The 14,369-nt window shown below is 67.8% G+C and carries 16 protein-coding genes; 12 read left to right on the forward strand and 4 right to left on the reverse strand.

Going from position 1 to position 14,369, the window contains the following annotated elements:
* Nucleotides 1-42: 42 nt before the first annotated feature.
* Nucleotides 43-957 (forward strand): TraB/GumN family protein, encoded by a 915-nt coding sequence (locus ACI8U3_RS02925; RefSeq protein WP_415013369.1) that lies wholly within the window; start codon nt 43-45, stop codon nt 955-957.
* Here ACI8U3_RS02925 and tldD read toward each other — a convergent pair whose 3' ends face one another.
* Genes tldD through ACI8U3_RS02945 form a run of 4 tightly spaced genes read right to left on the reverse strand, consistent with a single transcriptional unit; the run spans nt 958 to nt 4,117 of the window.
* Nucleotides 958-2,388, reverse strand: a complete 1,431-nt coding sequence (gene tldD, locus ACI8U3_RS02930; RefSeq protein ID WP_415013370.1) for a metalloprotease TldD — start codon at nt 2,386-2,388, stop codon at nt 958-960.
* A 60-nt stretch (nt 2,389-2,448) separates the two neighbouring features.
* A complete protein-coding gene (locus ACI8U3_RS02935; protein WP_415013371.1) occupies nt 2,449-3,180 on the reverse strand; it encodes a GIN domain-containing protein in 732 nt (243 codons plus the stop codon).
* Nucleotides 3,177-3,764 carry a DUF1700 domain-containing protein gene (locus ACI8U3_RS02940; RefSeq protein ID WP_415013372.1) on the reverse strand — a complete coding sequence of 196 codons (588 nt, stop codon included), beginning with the start codon at nt 3,762-3,764 and terminating at the stop codon, nt 3,177-3,179. Before ACI8U3_RS02940 ends, ACI8U3_RS02935 begins: the two co-directional genes overlap by 4 nt.
* On the reverse strand, nt 3,761-4,117 hold the full coding sequence (locus ACI8U3_RS02945) for a PadR family transcriptional regulator (RefSeq protein ID WP_415013373.1): 357 nt from the start codon (nt 4,115-4,117) through the stop codon (nt 3,761-3,763). Before ACI8U3_RS02945 ends, ACI8U3_RS02940 begins: the two co-directional genes overlap by 4 nt.
* A gap of 255 nt (nt 4,118-4,372) precedes the next feature.
* On the opposite strand from ACI8U3_RS02945, the gene coxB reads away from it, so the two are divergent.
* From coxB to ACI8U3_RS03000, 11 genes are all read left to right on the forward strand, one after another.
* Nucleotides 4,373-5,314, forward strand: coding sequence for a cytochrome c oxidase subunit II (gene coxB / locus ACI8U3_RS02950; protein ID WP_415013374.1), 942 nt, complete (start codon nt 4,373-4,375; stop codon nt 5,312-5,314).
* A 21-nt stretch (nt 5,315-5,335) separates the two neighbouring features.
* Entirely contained in the window at nt 5,336-6,988 is a 1,653-nt protein-coding gene (ctaD, locus tag ACI8U3_RS02955; protein ID WP_415013375.1) for a cytochrome c oxidase subunit I, read from the forward strand.
* Nucleotides 6,989-7,058: 70 nt separating this feature from the next.
* Nucleotides 7,059-8,048, forward strand: a complete 990-nt coding sequence (locus ACI8U3_RS02960) for a heme o synthase (RefSeq protein WP_415013376.1) — start codon at nt 7,059-7,061, stop codon at nt 8,046-8,048.
* Nucleotides 8,039-8,170, forward strand: coding sequence for a hypothetical protein (locus tag ACI8U3_RS02965; RefSeq protein ID WP_021696961.1), 132 nt, complete (start codon nt 8,039-8,041; stop codon nt 8,168-8,170). Before ACI8U3_RS02960 ends, ACI8U3_RS02965 begins: the two co-directional genes overlap by 10 nt.
* A gap of 4 nt (nt 8,171-8,174) precedes the next feature.
* Complete coding sequence (locus ACI8U3_RS02970; protein ID WP_415013377.1) at nt 8,175-8,726, forward strand: cytochrome c oxidase assembly protein; 552 nt, start codon at nt 8,175-8,177, stop codon at nt 8,724-8,726.
* A gap of 54 nt (nt 8,727-8,780) precedes the next feature.
* Entirely contained in the window at nt 8,781-9,653 is an 873-nt protein-coding gene (locus ACI8U3_RS02975) for a cytochrome c oxidase subunit 3 (RefSeq protein ID WP_415013378.1), read from the forward strand.
* Between the two features lie 2 nt (nt 9,654-9,655).
* A complete protein-coding gene (locus ACI8U3_RS02980; protein ID WP_415013379.1) occupies nt 9,656-10,045 on the forward strand; it encodes a DUF983 domain-containing protein in 390 nt (129 codons plus the stop codon).
* Nucleotides 10,032-10,781: an SURF1 family protein gene (locus tag ACI8U3_RS02985; protein WP_415013380.1), complete on the forward strand. Its 750-nt coding sequence runs from the start codon at nt 10,032-10,034 to the stop codon at nt 10,779-10,781. The genes ACI8U3_RS02980 and ACI8U3_RS02985 overlap by 14 nt, the downstream gene beginning before the upstream one ends.
* A gap of 47 nt (nt 10,782-10,828) precedes the next feature.
* Nucleotides 10,829-12,040 carry a M16 family metallopeptidase gene (locus tag ACI8U3_RS02990; RefSeq protein WP_415013480.1) on the forward strand — a complete coding sequence of 404 codons (1,212 nt, stop codon included), beginning with the start codon at nt 10,829-10,831 and terminating at the stop codon, nt 12,038-12,040.
* A gap of 31 nt (nt 12,041-12,071) precedes the next feature.
* The gene (locus tag ACI8U3_RS02995; protein ID WP_415013381.1) at nt 12,072-12,671 is read left to right on the forward strand and encodes a GNAT family N-acetyltransferase; all 600 of its coding nucleotides are present in this window, start codon (nt 12,072-12,074) and stop codon (nt 12,669-12,671) included.
* Between the two features lie 17 nt (nt 12,672-12,688).
* A complete protein-coding gene (locus ACI8U3_RS03000) occupies nt 12,689-14,356 on the forward strand; it encodes a putative bifunctional diguanylate cyclase/phosphodiesterase (RefSeq protein ID WP_415013382.1) in 1,668 nt (555 codons plus the stop codon).
* The last annotated feature ends 13 nt before the right edge of the window (nt 14,357-14,369 follow it).

The raw sequence follows: 14,369 nt of genomic DNA on the forward strand, positions 1-14,369 counted from the left end.
GGGCAGGGGTTCGACGTGATGATGAGGGCGTTTCTTGTTTTGATGCTGGCGATTTCGGTCGTCCCGTCGAGGGCCGCGGCCCAGGCCGGCGAGGCGTCGGTCGTTGAGGAGATCGTGATCACCGCCCGGCGCGCCGACGCGCCCATCTGGGAGATCACGGTCGGCGACGGCTCCCTGATCCTGGTCGGCGCGATCAGCGGCGTGCCGCGCGACCTGTCCTGGCGCCCTGAAGCGCTTGAGGGGGCCACACAGCGGGCGGATCGCGTTCTTTTCCCGCAGGTCGGGCGGGCGTCTCCGGCGGACCTCGTCCGGTTGATATGGCGGTCCCGGACCATCGTGCGCCTGCCTGACGAAACCACCACGGCGGACTATCTCCCGCCCGAGCTTCAGGAGCGTCTGGAGATGGTGATGGAGGGCGACAGCGACCGGTGGAGGAGAGAAAGCCTCGTCGTGCTCGGTCTGAACCTGATCACCGACAAGGCGGGGCATCAGCGGCGCCGCACGCGCGGTGCGGTCGATGTCATCGAGGAGGCGGCGCGTCAGGCTGAGGTGCCGGTGCGCCGGGTGGGCGTCGTGCGCGGCGACGCTCTGGTGGAAAATCTGATCAGCCAGCCGCCACAGGCCTATCTGGCCTGTGTGGATGCGGCCGTCTCTGCGGCGGAGGCCGGACCGGAGGGTACGGCGCGGCGGATCGAGGCCTGGCGGGCGCGGCGTGTGCCCGAGGTGCTGGCCGAACCGCTGGACGACGCGCTCAATCTTTGCTGGCCCTCCGGCGACCCGGACGTGGCCCCGCTGCTGCGCACCCAGTGGGCCGAGGCTATCGAGGCCGCGCTGGACGAGCCGGGGGTCACCCTGGCGGTGGCCCAGTTGCGTCTGCTGGCGGAACCGGGCGGCGTTCTGGACATGCTGGAGGCCCGGGGGTTCGACATCGTCGGCCCCCGATGGCGGGCCGAGTGATCAGACCGCCGTGCCGCCGACGGTCAGGCCGCTGATCTTCAGGCTGGGTTGCCCGATGCCCACGGGCACGCCCTGACCGGCCTTGCCGCAGGTGCCGACGCCGGGATCGAAGGTGAAGTCGTTACCGATCATGGTGATGTTCTGCATCACCGTCGCCCCGTCACCGATCAGGGTGGCGCCGCGCACCGGGGCGGTGACCTTGCCGTCCTCGATCAGATAGGCCTCGGTGCACTGGAACACGAACTTGCCGTTGGTGATGTCCACCTGACCGCCGCCGAAGTTCACAGCATAGAGGCCCCGCTTCGTGGAGGCGATCATCTCTTCTAGGGTGTCCGAGCCGCCTTCCATGAAGGTATTGGTCATGCGCGGCATGGGCATGTGGGCGTAGGACTGGCGCCGCGCGTTGCCGGTGGCGGCCATGCCCAGCTGCCGGGCGCTCAGGCGGTCCTGCATCAGCCCGACCATGATCCCGTCCTCGATCAGGACGGTGCGGCCCGTGGGCGTGCCCTCGTCGTCGACTGACAGCGATCCGCGACGTCCGGCGATGGCGCCGTCATCCACCACGGTCACGCCGGGCGCGGCGACGCGCTGGCCCATCATGCCGTTGAAGACCGAACTGCCCTTGCGGTGAAAATCACCTTCGAAGCCATGGCCCACCGCCTCGTGTAGCAGGACGCCGGGCCAGCCGGGGCCGAGCACCACGTCCATCTCGCCGGCCGGACAGTCCACCGCGTCCAGATTGACCAGGGCCTGACGCAGAGCCTCGTCCGTCTGGGCGCGCCAGCGCTCGGGCGTGATCCAGGTTTCAAAGCCCGTGCGTCCGCCTGCGCCGGCCCCGGCGGACTCCCGCTTGCCGTCCCGCTCGACGGTGACCGAGACGTTCATGCGCACCAGCGGCCGCACGTCGCGCAGCAGACGGCCGTCTGCGCGCAGGATCTCGATGTCGCGGCGCTCGCCGGCGAGCGAGGCCGAGACCTGCACCACGCGCGGATCGGCGGCGCGGGCGTAGGCGTCGATTTCCTGCAGCAGGGCGATCTTGTCGGCGAAGGCGGGCGAGGCGACGGGGTCATCCTCGCCATAGAGTTTTTGATTGGTGGCGCGGGGCGCCTCGGCGGTGAAGCCCGCATGGCCGCGCTTGGCCAGGGCGGCGCTGTCGGCGGCGCGCTTCAGGGCGGCTTCGCTGATCTCGTTGGCGTGGCTGTAGCCGGCGGTCTCGCCCGCTACGACCCTGAGGCCGAAGCCTTCGCCCGCATCATAGGATGCGCCCTTCAGCCGTCCGTCGTCGAAGACCAGGCTTTCGCTCTCGGTCCGCTCCAGGAACAGCTCGCCGTCATCGGCCCCGTTCAGCGCCTCGCCCAGAATATCGCCTGCGCGTTCGGCGCCGACGCCAGACTGGTCAAGCAGGGACGGGATGGCGGGGGCGATGGTCATGCGGCGGTCCTTCAGGTCTGAAGGATCAAGATAGGCGCTCCGTCCGCCGCATGAAACCGGTCAGTCCGCCTGACTGACGCTGCCCGAACCGCTGACCTGGCTGGTCAGCCGCTGCGGGCGGGTGGTCAGATCCACGTCGCCCGAGCCCCGGATGGTCACGTCGGCCTGTCCGGTCGGCGCGGCTCTGAGCTCGCCGGAGCCATTGATCTCGATGAGCGCGTCGGTGGAGGGCAGACCTTCCAGGTCCACATCGCCCGAGCCGTCGATGGTGACGGTCAGAGTCTCTGTGCGGCCATAGCCTTCAACGTCGCCGCTGCCGGACACGGCCACCGCGAGGGTGGGCTGGTCGTAGTCGCGGATTTCCAGATCCTGCGACCCGTTCAGGGCGAAGGTGCTGACCGCCGGGGCGACGATGGTGATGCGAGGCCGGGAATGACGGCCCGAGCGGGCGCCCTCCTCAAGGTCGAACCGGCCGCCCTCGAAGGTGACGCGATCCACCACCTCGGACGGGCCGGCGACGGTGATCGAGGGCTCATCGCCCTGGGCGTAAATGACGCGGGCGGACAGGTCGAAGGTCAGGGCCTCGCCGCCCTCCCACGCGATCTCGCGGGTGACGATGTCCTCGTCGGCGGAGTCCCACTCTAAGTCGCCCTGGACGATGGTCCAGCCGTCGCCCGAGATGTTCCATCCGTTGCGGGCCACTTCCCGCCCGCCGATGGCCGCGGCCCCGCCCAGGCAGACGATGGTCAGCACGAGGGCGGCGGCGGCGATGATGAACAGTGAGCGGATCATGACAGCCCCCTTTCGCTGTAGGTTTCAGACTGGATGGCGGGCTTGAGCAGGCGGTAGTGCAGCCGCCCGAACCAGACCAGGCCGTTGACCAGCCAGATGGTGACGATGGTGAGAAGCGCCGCGCCGACCACCGAGGCGCCCATCAGGCCGAGGCCCAGCAGCACGGCGAACAGCGGCCCGCCCGGCGGATCGAAGAACGGCCCGGCGACGAGGATCCCGCCGCCGGAGATGAAGACGGCGATGGCCGCGACATAAAGTCCTGCGATGGCGCTGACCACGCCGGTCAGCAGCGGCAGCAGGATGAGGATATCGACCGCGCCCAGCCCCACCAGGGCCATCACGGCGCCGGCGGCGGAGGACGGATTGCGTTCCTCTTCCCATCTTTTCAGTCCGGCCTCGAGCCGAAGCTCACGGGCGAGCCGGCCCGGGTCGCCCAGGGCGGCGGCCACCTCCGCCTCACTGCGGCCCTCGGCGGCGCCGTCAGCGAAGTGGGTGTCGTAATCAGCCAGAATCTCTTCCTGCGCAGCCAGCGGCAGTCCCGCCAGCCCGCGGCGCAGGCGGCCCATGAATTCGGCGCGCGTCATGCCGTCTCTCCCGTTTCGGCTTGTGGTGTGTCCTCACGCTCCAGAATCCCGTTCACGGCGCGCACGAAGGCGTCCCACTCGGTCTTCTGCGAGGCCAGGCTGGCGCGCCCGGCGTCGGTGAGGCGGTAATATTTGCGCGAGGGGCCCGAGGCGGATTCGACCATATAGGTCTCCACCAGTCCGTCGGACTGCATCCGGCGCATGAGGGGGTAGACCGTGCCCTCGCCCATATCGACCGCCTCGGCCATGCGGCTGGCGATCTCGTAGGCGTAGGAATCTCCCCTCTCCAGAAGCGCCAGCACGCACAGCGCCAGCACCCCCTTCTTCAACTGTATCTCGATGGCTTCAGGCACTGTTCGCCCTCCGTGTGATGAGATGTGTCTATCGCAAGGTATCTGTTATTGCAAGGTAGCTTGCCAAACATGACATCGATTTAATCCCGGCCGCGGCGCCCCCTGCGACCCCGTGTTGCGCTCCGCATGCTTGGCAAGCGCGAGGGGAGCCGATATGGACCGGCCCTGGACGCCGCGACGCCTTCGGGCCCGCGACTGTTGTTTGCGAACGTCTCGCAACTGGTTGCTGCAGAACGGATTATGAGGATTTCTGGAATGGGGATGGGCAAGCGGGCCAGGGCGATGATCGCCTCAACGGTTCTCGCCTCCACGGCGCTGTTCGCCGCCGCGCCGACCATGGCGCAGGAACTGGTGGGTCAACCGACGCCGGGCGGGATCGGGCTTCAGCCGGCGGCGTCGCCGCTGAAGGTGGAAGCGCACATTTTCCACGACGCGATCCTGATGCCGATCATCACGGCCATCTGTCTGCTGGTGCTCGGCCTGATCCTGTGGATCGTGTTCCGCTACAACAAGCGCCGCAATCCGGTGCCGGCCAAGTGGAGCCACAACACCACCATCGAGATCATCTGGACCATCGTGCCGGTGCTGATCCTGATGGTGATCGCCCTGTTCTCGTTCCGCCTGCTGTTCAACTACCACGACATGCCCGAGCCGGACGTGACCGTGAAGGTGACGGGCAACCAGTGGAACTGGACCTACGAGTACCCCGATCACGGCATCGGCGAGTATGTCTCGAACATGCTGCCCGAGGATGAGGCGAGCGCAGCCGGCGTGCCGTTCCGTCTGGCGGCCGACGAGCCGATGGTGGTGCCGGTGGGCCAGACGGTCCAGCTGCTGGTCACGGCCTCCGACGTCATTCACGCCGTGGCCCTGCCGGCCTTCGGCCTGAAGACCGACGCCATTCCGGGCCGGGTCAACGAAACCTGGTTCCGCGCCGACCGCGAAGGCATCTTCTACGGCCAGTGCTCGGAGCTGTGCGGCGTGGACCACGCCTTCATGCCCCTGCAGATCAATGTGGTCAGCCAGGCCGAGTTCGAGGCCTGGGTCGCCGAGCGCGGGGGCGGGATGCCCGGCGCCGAGCCCGCCGAAGAGGCCGCGACCGACGCCGCGGCGACCGAAGGCGAAGCGGCCCCCGCCGACGCCGCCACTGAAACCGAAGACGCCCCGGCCGCTGACGCGGCCCCGGCGGCCCAGTAAGAGAACGCGAGCCCGACAATCATGGCCACCGCAACCGCCCATCACGACGACCACGACCACAAGCCGGGCTTCTTCGCCCGCTGGTTCCTGTCCACCAATCACAAGGACATCGGCACGCTCTACATCATCTTCGCCATCATGGCGGGCGTGGTGGGCGGCGCCCTGTCCGGCCTGATCCGCTGGGAGCTGGCCGCGCCGGGCATCCAGGTGTTCACCGAGGGCTCGGTCATCCATCAGCTGGGGATCATTGAGGCGTCCAAGCACGGCTACAACGTCACCGTGACGGCCCACGCCCTGATCATGATCTTCTTCATGGTCATGCCCGCCATGATCGGCGGCTTCGGCAACTGGTTCGTGCCTATCATGATCGGCGCGCCGGACATGGCCTTCCCGCGCATGAACAACATCTCGTTCTGGCTGCTGGTGGCGGCCTGGGTGCTGCTGTGCCTGTCCATGTTCGTGGACGGCGGGCCGGGCAAAGGCTTCGGCGGCGGCTGGACCATCTATCCGCCCCTGTCCACCATGGGCCACACCGGCCCATCCATGGACCTGGCCATCTTCTCGCTGCACGTGGCGGGCGCCTCCTCGATCCTGGGCGCCGTCAACTTCATCACCACCATCTTCAACATGCGCGCGCCGGGCATGACCCTGCACCGCATGCCGCTGTTCGCATGGTCGGTGCTGATCACCGCCTTCCTGCTGCTGCTGTCGCTGCCGGTTCTGGCCGCGGCCATCACCATGCTGCTGACGGACCGCAACTTCGGCACCGCCTTCTTCGACCCGGCCGGCGGCGGCGACCCGGTGATGTTCCAGCACCTGTTCTGGTTCTTCGGTCACCCCGAGGTGTACATCCTGATCCTGCCGGGCTTCGGCATCATCAGCCACATCGTGTCGACGTTCTCGAAGAAGCCCATCTTCGGCTATCTGGCCATGGCCTACGCCATGGTGGCCATCGGCTTCATCGGCTTCGTGGTGTGGGCGCACCACATGTACACCGTGGGCATGCCCATCAACCTGCGCGCCTATTTCGTGGCCGCCACCATGATCATCGCGGTGCCCACGGGCATCAAGATCTTCAGCTGGATCGCCACCATGTGGGGCGGTTCGCTGGACTTCAAGACGCCCATGCTGTGGGCCATCGGCTTCATCTTCCTGTTCACCGTGGGCGGCGTGACCGGCGTGGTCCTGTCCAACGCGGGCATCGATTACAGCCTGCACGACACCTATTACGTGGTGGCGCACTTCCACTATGTGCTGTCGCTGGGCGCCGTGTTCGCCATCTTCGCGGGCTTCTACTACTGGTTCGAGAAGATGTGGGGCGTGAAGTACAACGAGTTCCTCGGCGCGACCCACTTCTGGATCATGTTCGTGGGCGTGAACGTGATCTTCTTCCCCCAGCACTTCCTGGGCCTGCAGGGCATGCCGCGTCGCTACATCGACTATCCGGACGCCTACACCCTTTGGAACCACGTCTCTTCGATCGGCTACGCCATCACCCTGGTGGGCATGGTGGTGTTCTTCATCGTGCTGATCGAGGCCGCCGTGCGTCGCCGCAAGGCCGAGGCCAACCCTTGGGGCGAAGGCGCCACGACCCTGGAGTGGACCCTGTCCTCGCCGCCGCCGCATCACCAGTTCAACGAGTTGCCGGTGGTGAAGGCGGACGACCATCACTGATCCGGTCCACACCGGACCTCAAACAGACTAGGATGGGGGGCCGCCGATCACGCGGCCCCCTTTTCGCATCATGACCGAACCCGTAGCGCCCAAGACGGCTCCAGCCCTGACCACCGCCCAGCCGGAAGACTACTTCCAGCTGCTGAAGCCGCGCGTCATGTCGCTGGTGGTGTTCACCGCCATCACCGGACTGGTGGCGGCGCCGGGCGAGATCAATCCCCTGCTGGCCGCTATCGCCATCCTGTGCATCGCCATGGGGGCGGGCGCCGCAGGCGCTCTGAACATGGCTCTGGAAGGCGAGACCGACGCCCTGATGCGGCGCACGCGCGGACGTCCCGTTGCAGCCGGCCGGGTCAGCGCCAATGACGCCATGACATACGGCGTGGTGCTGTCCCTGTTCTCGGTGATGCTGCTGGGCATGGCCATGAACTGGTTCGCCGCCGGCCTGCTGGCTCTGACCATCGTCTATTACGCCGGGTTCTACACCCTGCTGCTGAAGCGTCGGACCCCCCAGAACATCGTCATCGGCGGGGCGGCGGGCGCCTTTCCCCCGGTGATCGGCTGGGCGGCGGTGACCGGCGACGCGCCGTGGCAGGCGTGGCTGCTGTTCCTGATCATCTTCCTGTGGACCCCGCCGCACAGCTGGGCCCTGGCGCTTTATTCGGCCGGGGACTACGCCCGGGCGGGCATTCCCATGATGCCCGTGGCGCGCGGCGCGAAGTCCACCCGGCTGCAGATCCTTATCTACAGCCTGATCTTCGTGCCCGTGGCCGTCGCTCCGGCGCTGCTGGGCATGGCGGGGACGGCCTATCTGATCGTCTCGACCCTGGGCGGCCTGTTTTTCATCGCCCTGGCGGTGCGTTTGTGGCGCTCGCGCGCCGGCGATCAGCCGGACAAGGCCGAGGCGGTGGGGCGAGAGGCCGCATTGTATGATGTGCGCGCCGAGGCCAAACCAGCACGGAACCTGTTCGCCTACTCGATCCTGTATCTGATGGCCCTGTTCGCCGTCCTGCTGGTCGAGAACGCGCCCGTCATCGGAGCCTGCCCCTCATGCGCCTGACGCCCGAAGAACTGAAGGCCAGAAAGCGCCGCAACATCGCCATCGCCCTTGGGCTGGTGGCGTTCATGGTGCTGGTGTTCGTCACCACCCTGCTGCGGCTTCAAGCCAACGTCGGGGGCTGATCGCATGAACAGAAACACGAAAGTCGCCCTGATCTGCGTCGGCGCCCTGTCGCTGATGACCGGCGCCGCCTTCGCCGCGGTCCCGCTGTACCAGCTGTTCTGCCAGGTCACCGGCTTCAACGGCACGGTGATGCGCGCCGACGCCGCGCCGGACACGATCCTGGAGGACACGGTGCGGGTGCGCTTCGACACCAATGTGCGCGGCCTGCCGTGGGCGTTCGAGGCCGAGGAAACTCGCCAGACGGTGCGCATCGGCGACACCGGCATCGCCTATTTCCGCGTCACCAACACCTCCGACCGGCCCATCAGCGGCACCGCCGCCTACAATGTGGTGCCCGAGCGCGCCGGGCCCTACTTCCAGAAGCTGCAGTGCTTCTGCTTCGAGGCCCAGACGGTCCAGCCGGGCGAGACGGTCGAATTCCCGATCCAGTATTTCGTCGCCCCGGAAATGGCCACGGACCGCGAGGCCCAGGGCGTGCAGGACATCACCCTTTCCTACACCTTCTATCCCACCGACCGCTTCGAACAGCGCGCGGCTATTGGCGGACAGGGGTAGCGACGCTATAGCCCCTGCAACGACCACGCGCTGACCCACTCAAGAGACGCATCCATGGCCGACCACGCCGTCCACCACGACTATCACATCCTTCCACCCAGCCCCTGGCCGCTGGTGGCGTCCGTCGCCGCCACGATCATGATGATCGGCGCGGTCATGTGGATGAAGGGCCTGTTCGGCCTGCCCGCCGGCACCAACTGGGTGTTCTTCGCGGGACTGGCCGGCGTGCTGTTCTCCATGTTCGGCTGGTGGGCCGACGTGATCAAGGAAAGCCGTCAGGGCGACCACACCCCGGTGGTGTCGCTGGGCCTGCGCTACGGCATGGTGCTGTTCATCGCGTCGGAGATCATGTTCTTCGCCGGCTTCTTCTGGATGTTCTTCGAAATGGCCCTCTTCAATGAGGCCAGGACGCTGATCCCGGAGTTCGGCAACTGGACGGATACGGCCGCGGCCTGGTCCACCTGGCCGCCGCGCGGCATCGAGGTGCTGGACGCCTGGCAGCTGCCGCTGCTGAACACCGTGATCCTGCTGCTGTCGGGCACCACCGTGACCTGGGCGCACCACGCCCTGCAGGTGGGGGACCGCAAGGCCGCCAAGATCGGCCTGGCCATCACCATCGCCCTGGGCGCCCTGTTCACGGCCGTCCAAGCCTATGAATATTATCACATTCTGCACGAGAACCTGTTCTTCAACGAGGAGGCCCTGAACTCGACCCTGTATGGCTCGATCTTCTTCATGGCCACGGGCTTCCACGGCTTCCACGTGCTGGTGGGCACCATCTTCCTGGCGGTCTGCCTGATCCGCCTGATGGTGGGCCAGATGTCGGCCGAGAAGCATTTCGGCTTCGAGGCTGCCGCCTGGTACTGGCACTTCGTGGACGTGGTGTGGCTGTTCCTGTTCGCCTTCGTCTACGTCGTCTTCGGCTGATCTTGATCGATCATCCCCAGCCTTCAGCGCCCGCCCGGATCAACCCGATCCGGGCGGGTTTGCTTTGCCGGTGTCCCAACTGCGGCGCGGGTCCCCTGTTCGAGGGGTTTCTGAAGGTTCGGCCAGTCTGCAAGACGTGCGGCTACGATCTGGCCTCGGTGGCCACCGGCGACGGGGCGGCCAGTTTCATCATGCAGATCGCCGGGGCCATCGTCGGCTTTTCCGCCCTGTATGTTGAAATCGCCTTCAGCCCGCCCATGTGGCTGCATCTGGTCGTCTGGCTGCCGCTTGTGGCGGCCCTGTCGCTGGGTTTGATGCGGCCGGGCAAGGGGCTGATGACGGCCCTTCACATGCGAAACAAGGCGCGCGAGGTGCGCAATGACGAGTTCTGAACCACGCGGCTTTCCCTGGGTCCTGACCGTGCTGTCGGCGGCGCTGCTGGCGGTGCTGATCGGGCTGGGCGTGTGGCAGATCCAGCGGCTGGCGTGGAAGGAAGGCCTGATCGATCAGGCCGAGGCCGCCGCCGCCATGGCGCCGGTCCCCGCCGCCGAGGTGCTGAACCAGCCGGGCGGCGAGTTCCGCCGCGTTATCCTGGATTGTCCAGGGCTCAACGCCGCGCCCTATGTCGAACTTCAATCCATCCAGGACGGCGACGCCGGCGTGCGCCTGATCTCGCCCTGTCGGCCCGCAGGCGTCGAGGCGACCTTCCTGATTGATCGCGGCTTCGTGGCCGATGAGATCTCCGCCCGGCCGCCCATTGATCCGGCGGCCGCTGATGCGGTTCGCATTACAGCCGTGGTGCGCGAGGCGCCGGCGCCGAACTGGATGAGCCCCTCGCCCCGGGACGGCCGCTTCTTCGCCCGGGACCATCAGGCCATGGCCCAGGCGCTGGAGGTCGAGGGCGCCGTGGACGCCCGCGTGCTTTTCGCCGAGACAGCGACCAATCCCGAATGGGCGGCGCTGAGGCCGGCGGTTCCGCCCGCCGCCTTCTCCAACAACCATCTGGGCTACGCCATCACCTGGTTCGGCCTCGCCGTGGCCCTGATGGTCTTCTATGGACTGATGCTGAAACGGCGGCTGCGCCCGCCTCCGACACAGGGCCCGCATGCGGGCCAGGATCACGATTGACCCAGGTTCACACCCTATCCAACGGCGTCCGCGTCGTGGCCGACCCCATGCCCGGCCTGAAGACTTTCGCCCTGACCGTGGCCGTGCGCGGCGGCGCGCGCTGGGAGGACGAGCACCGATCGGGCTGGTCGCACCTGCTGGAGCATCTGGTGTTCAAGGGCGCCGGCGACATGAGCGCGCGCCAGATCGTCGAGCGCATCGAGGCGGACGGCGGATCCATCAACGCGGCCACCGGACAGGAGCGCACCAGCTTCGAGGTGCGGGCCATGGAGCGGTCGCTGCCGCTGGCCATGCAGGTGGTGTCGGATCTGGTGTTTCGGCCGGTCCTGAGCGAGGTGGAGATCACCCGCGAAAAGGACGTGGTGGCCCAGGAGATTGCCGAAGCGTTCGATACGCCGGACGACCATGTGTTCGAGATGGCGGGCGAGCGCGCCTTTTCCGGCCAGCCGCTGGGCCGGCCCATTCTGGGCTCGGTCCCCAGCATCGGCCGCGCCGACCGGAACAGCATCGCAGCGTGGCGCCGCACCCTCTATGCGCCCGAGCGCATGGTGCTGACGGTTTCCGGCGGGGTGGACGAGCGCCGGCTGCTGGACCTCGCCGAGGAATGGTTCGGAACAGCGGCGCGGACTGACGCCGAGGAGCCCGCCGCCGCGACCTTCACCGGGGGCGACGCCGCCCTGACCCGCCGGATCGAACAGGCGAATCTGGTGTTCGAGATCCCCGGCCTGTCCGTGCACGACCCTGACACCCCCGCCCTGCGCCTGTTCGTGGAGATTCTCGGCGGCGGCATGGCGTCGCGCCTGTTCCAGACGGCGCGGGAGGACCGGGGTCTGGCCTATGCGGTGGACGCCTGGTTCGAGGGCTATGAGGACACGGGCGTTCTGGGGATCTACGCCGGCGCCGCGCCGGGCCGGGCCGAGGAGCTGGCCCAGGTCGCAGCCGAGCAACTGCGCGCCCTGGCCGTCGACGGCCCGACGCCTGAGGAGCTGAATCGCGCCAAGGCGGTGCTGGCCGCCAGCCTGTGGATGGCCGATGAGAGTCCCGCCTCGCGCGCGGGCCGCATGGCCGCCCAGACCCTGATCTTCGGCGCCCCGACGGCTTCGGACGTTCTGGTCCAGCGCATGGAAGCGGTGACGGTTGAGGATATGCGCCGTCTGGGTGCGCGCCTGCTGGGGCCGGGCCTCAGCGCCACGGCGGTTCTGGGCCCCAAGGGGGCGTCAAGGGCGGGAAAAGTCTTCGCCGAGACCCTGAACGCCTGACGCTTTCGCTAACCCGGCGTATAATCACATCATGGCGCTTCTGGACTGGATGGCTGAACCGACGGGGCCGCAGGTGGCCGGACGGGGCGTGCTGCTGCGCACACCCCGCGCCTCTGATTACGCCGCCTGGTCCCAACTACGCGGTCAGTCCCGGGATTACCTCCAGCCCTGGGAACCGGCCTGGCCCGAGGATGACCTGGGCCGCGCCGCCTATCGCCGCCGGCTGTCGATCTATGAACGGGAGCGGGAGCTGGGCAACGCCTGGCCGTTCTTCGTCTTTGACTGCTCGGATCGTCTGGTGGGCGGGATCACCCTGTCCAATGTGCGCCGGGGCGTCGCCGAGACGGGAACCGTCGGCTACTGGATCGGTAAATCCCATGCAGGCAATGGCCTGGCGACCGCAGCGGTCTGTGCCCTGGCCCGCTACGCCTTCACCGATCTGAAGCTGCATCGGCTTGAGGCGGCCTGCGTGCCGCACAACCACGGCTCCCGCCGCGTTCTGGAGAAATCCGGCTTCCGGCTGGAAGGACAGGCGCGGGCTTATTTGAAAATTAACGGGGTTTGGGCAGACCATCTTCTGTTCGGCCTCCTTTCCGAAGAGGTCGATACAGGCGGACGCCCGACGTCCTGACTGGAGGGCGTGAAGCCTTGAACAGCCGATCCAGAGCTCTGGCGTGGGACCCCACCACCGCGATCGAGGCGCTCGCCGCCGCCGACGTGGCGCTGTGGGTGTGGACGCCTGCCCTGGACCAGCTTCAGTTCACAGGCTCGACCCGGCCGCTCGGCCTGGGTCCGCTGGCGCCGGAATGCACGGCGGCGGCCTTCACCGCCCTGGCCATGCCCCAGGACCGGGCCCTGGCCGAGCGCATCCTGAAACCGCAGGACGAGGGCGCCGAGATCGCGGTGCGTCTGCGCATGCGCGGCGGCGATCTGTGCATCTGGCGCGGGGTGTGGCTCGAGGATGGGCTGCGGGCGGCGGGGGTCGTGGCGCTGGAGAGCAAATTCGCGGGTTCGTCCGGCGACACCCTGACCGGCCTGCTGGACCGGCGAGGGTTCCTGGCCCGCATGGGCGAGGCCATGACCCAGTCCGGCGAGCATGAGCTTGTCGTGGCCGATGTGGACCGGCTGAGACGCCTGAACGAGGCCCTGGGCCACGACCGGGTGGATCTGGTGCTGTCGGCGCTGGGCTCGCGCCTGGCAGCGGCTTTCTCGGGCGAGGCGGCGCCCGCGCGCATTGGCGAGGACGAGTTCGCCATCTTCGCCCGCGCCGATGACACCGACATGGTCGCGCGCATGCGTCAGGCGCTGGAGCAGCCGCTGCGCGTGGCGGGTTTCGACATCTATCCGACCGTCTCCATCGGCGCCGTGCGCGCCGAGGGCGGTCCCGACGCCCCCGACCCGGCGGAACTGCTGCGCCGGGCCGAGCTGGCGGTGGAATCGGCCAAGGGCGCGGGCCGTGGCGGCATGGCCGCCTATGGCCGCACGCTGGAGTCCGACAGCCTGTCGCGCCTGGCGCTGGAGAGTGATCTCCGGAACGCCTTCGTGCGCGGTGAGATCGAGCCCTTCTACCAGCCCATCGTGAATTTGGAGACCGCCGCCGTGGCCGGGTTCGAGGCGCTGGCCCGCTGGCGTCACCCCAAGCGCGGTCTGGTGCCGCCGGACGAGTTCCTGGGCCTGGCCGACGAGATGGGCCTGATGAACGATCTGGGCCTGATGATGATGCGTCAGTCCGCCGCCCAGCTGGCCGAATGGCTGAAACGGCATCCCTCGGCGGGCAAGCTGTTCTGCAGCGTCAATCTGTCCACCAATGAGCTGGAGCGCGACGGTCTGGTGGAGGACGTGCGCCGCATCCGGGCCGACACCGGCCTGCCCGTGGGCGCGCTGAAGCTGGAAGTGACCGAAAGCGACATCATGCGCGACCCGGAGCGGGCCGCTGAGGTGCTGAAATCCCTGCGCGAAGCCGGAGCCAGCCTGGCGCTGGACGACTTCGGCACGGGGTTCTCGTCCCTGTCCTATCTGGCGCGCCTGCCGTTCGACACCCTGAAGATCGACCGTTATTTCGTTCTGACCATGGGGCAGGACGAGGGCTCGTCCAAGATCGTCAAATCGGTGGTCAATCTGGGCCGCGACCTGTCGCTGGAGGTTGTGGCCGAAGGCGTCGAGAACGCCGAGCTGGCGCGGCTGCTGCTGGCCGCAGGCTGCCACTACGGTCAGGGCTTCGGCTATGCGCCGGCCCTGCCGGCCCAGGAGGCCGAGGTCTATCTGAACGAATCGCTGGCGGACGGCTCGGCGCCCATCAAGGCCCGCTCGGCCTGAGCTTACGGCGCGT

The organism is Brevundimonas sp. (assembly GCF_047617075.1).
Taxonomy (GTDB): Bacteria; Pseudomonadota; Alphaproteobacteria; order Caulobacterales; family Caulobacteraceae; genus Brevundimonas.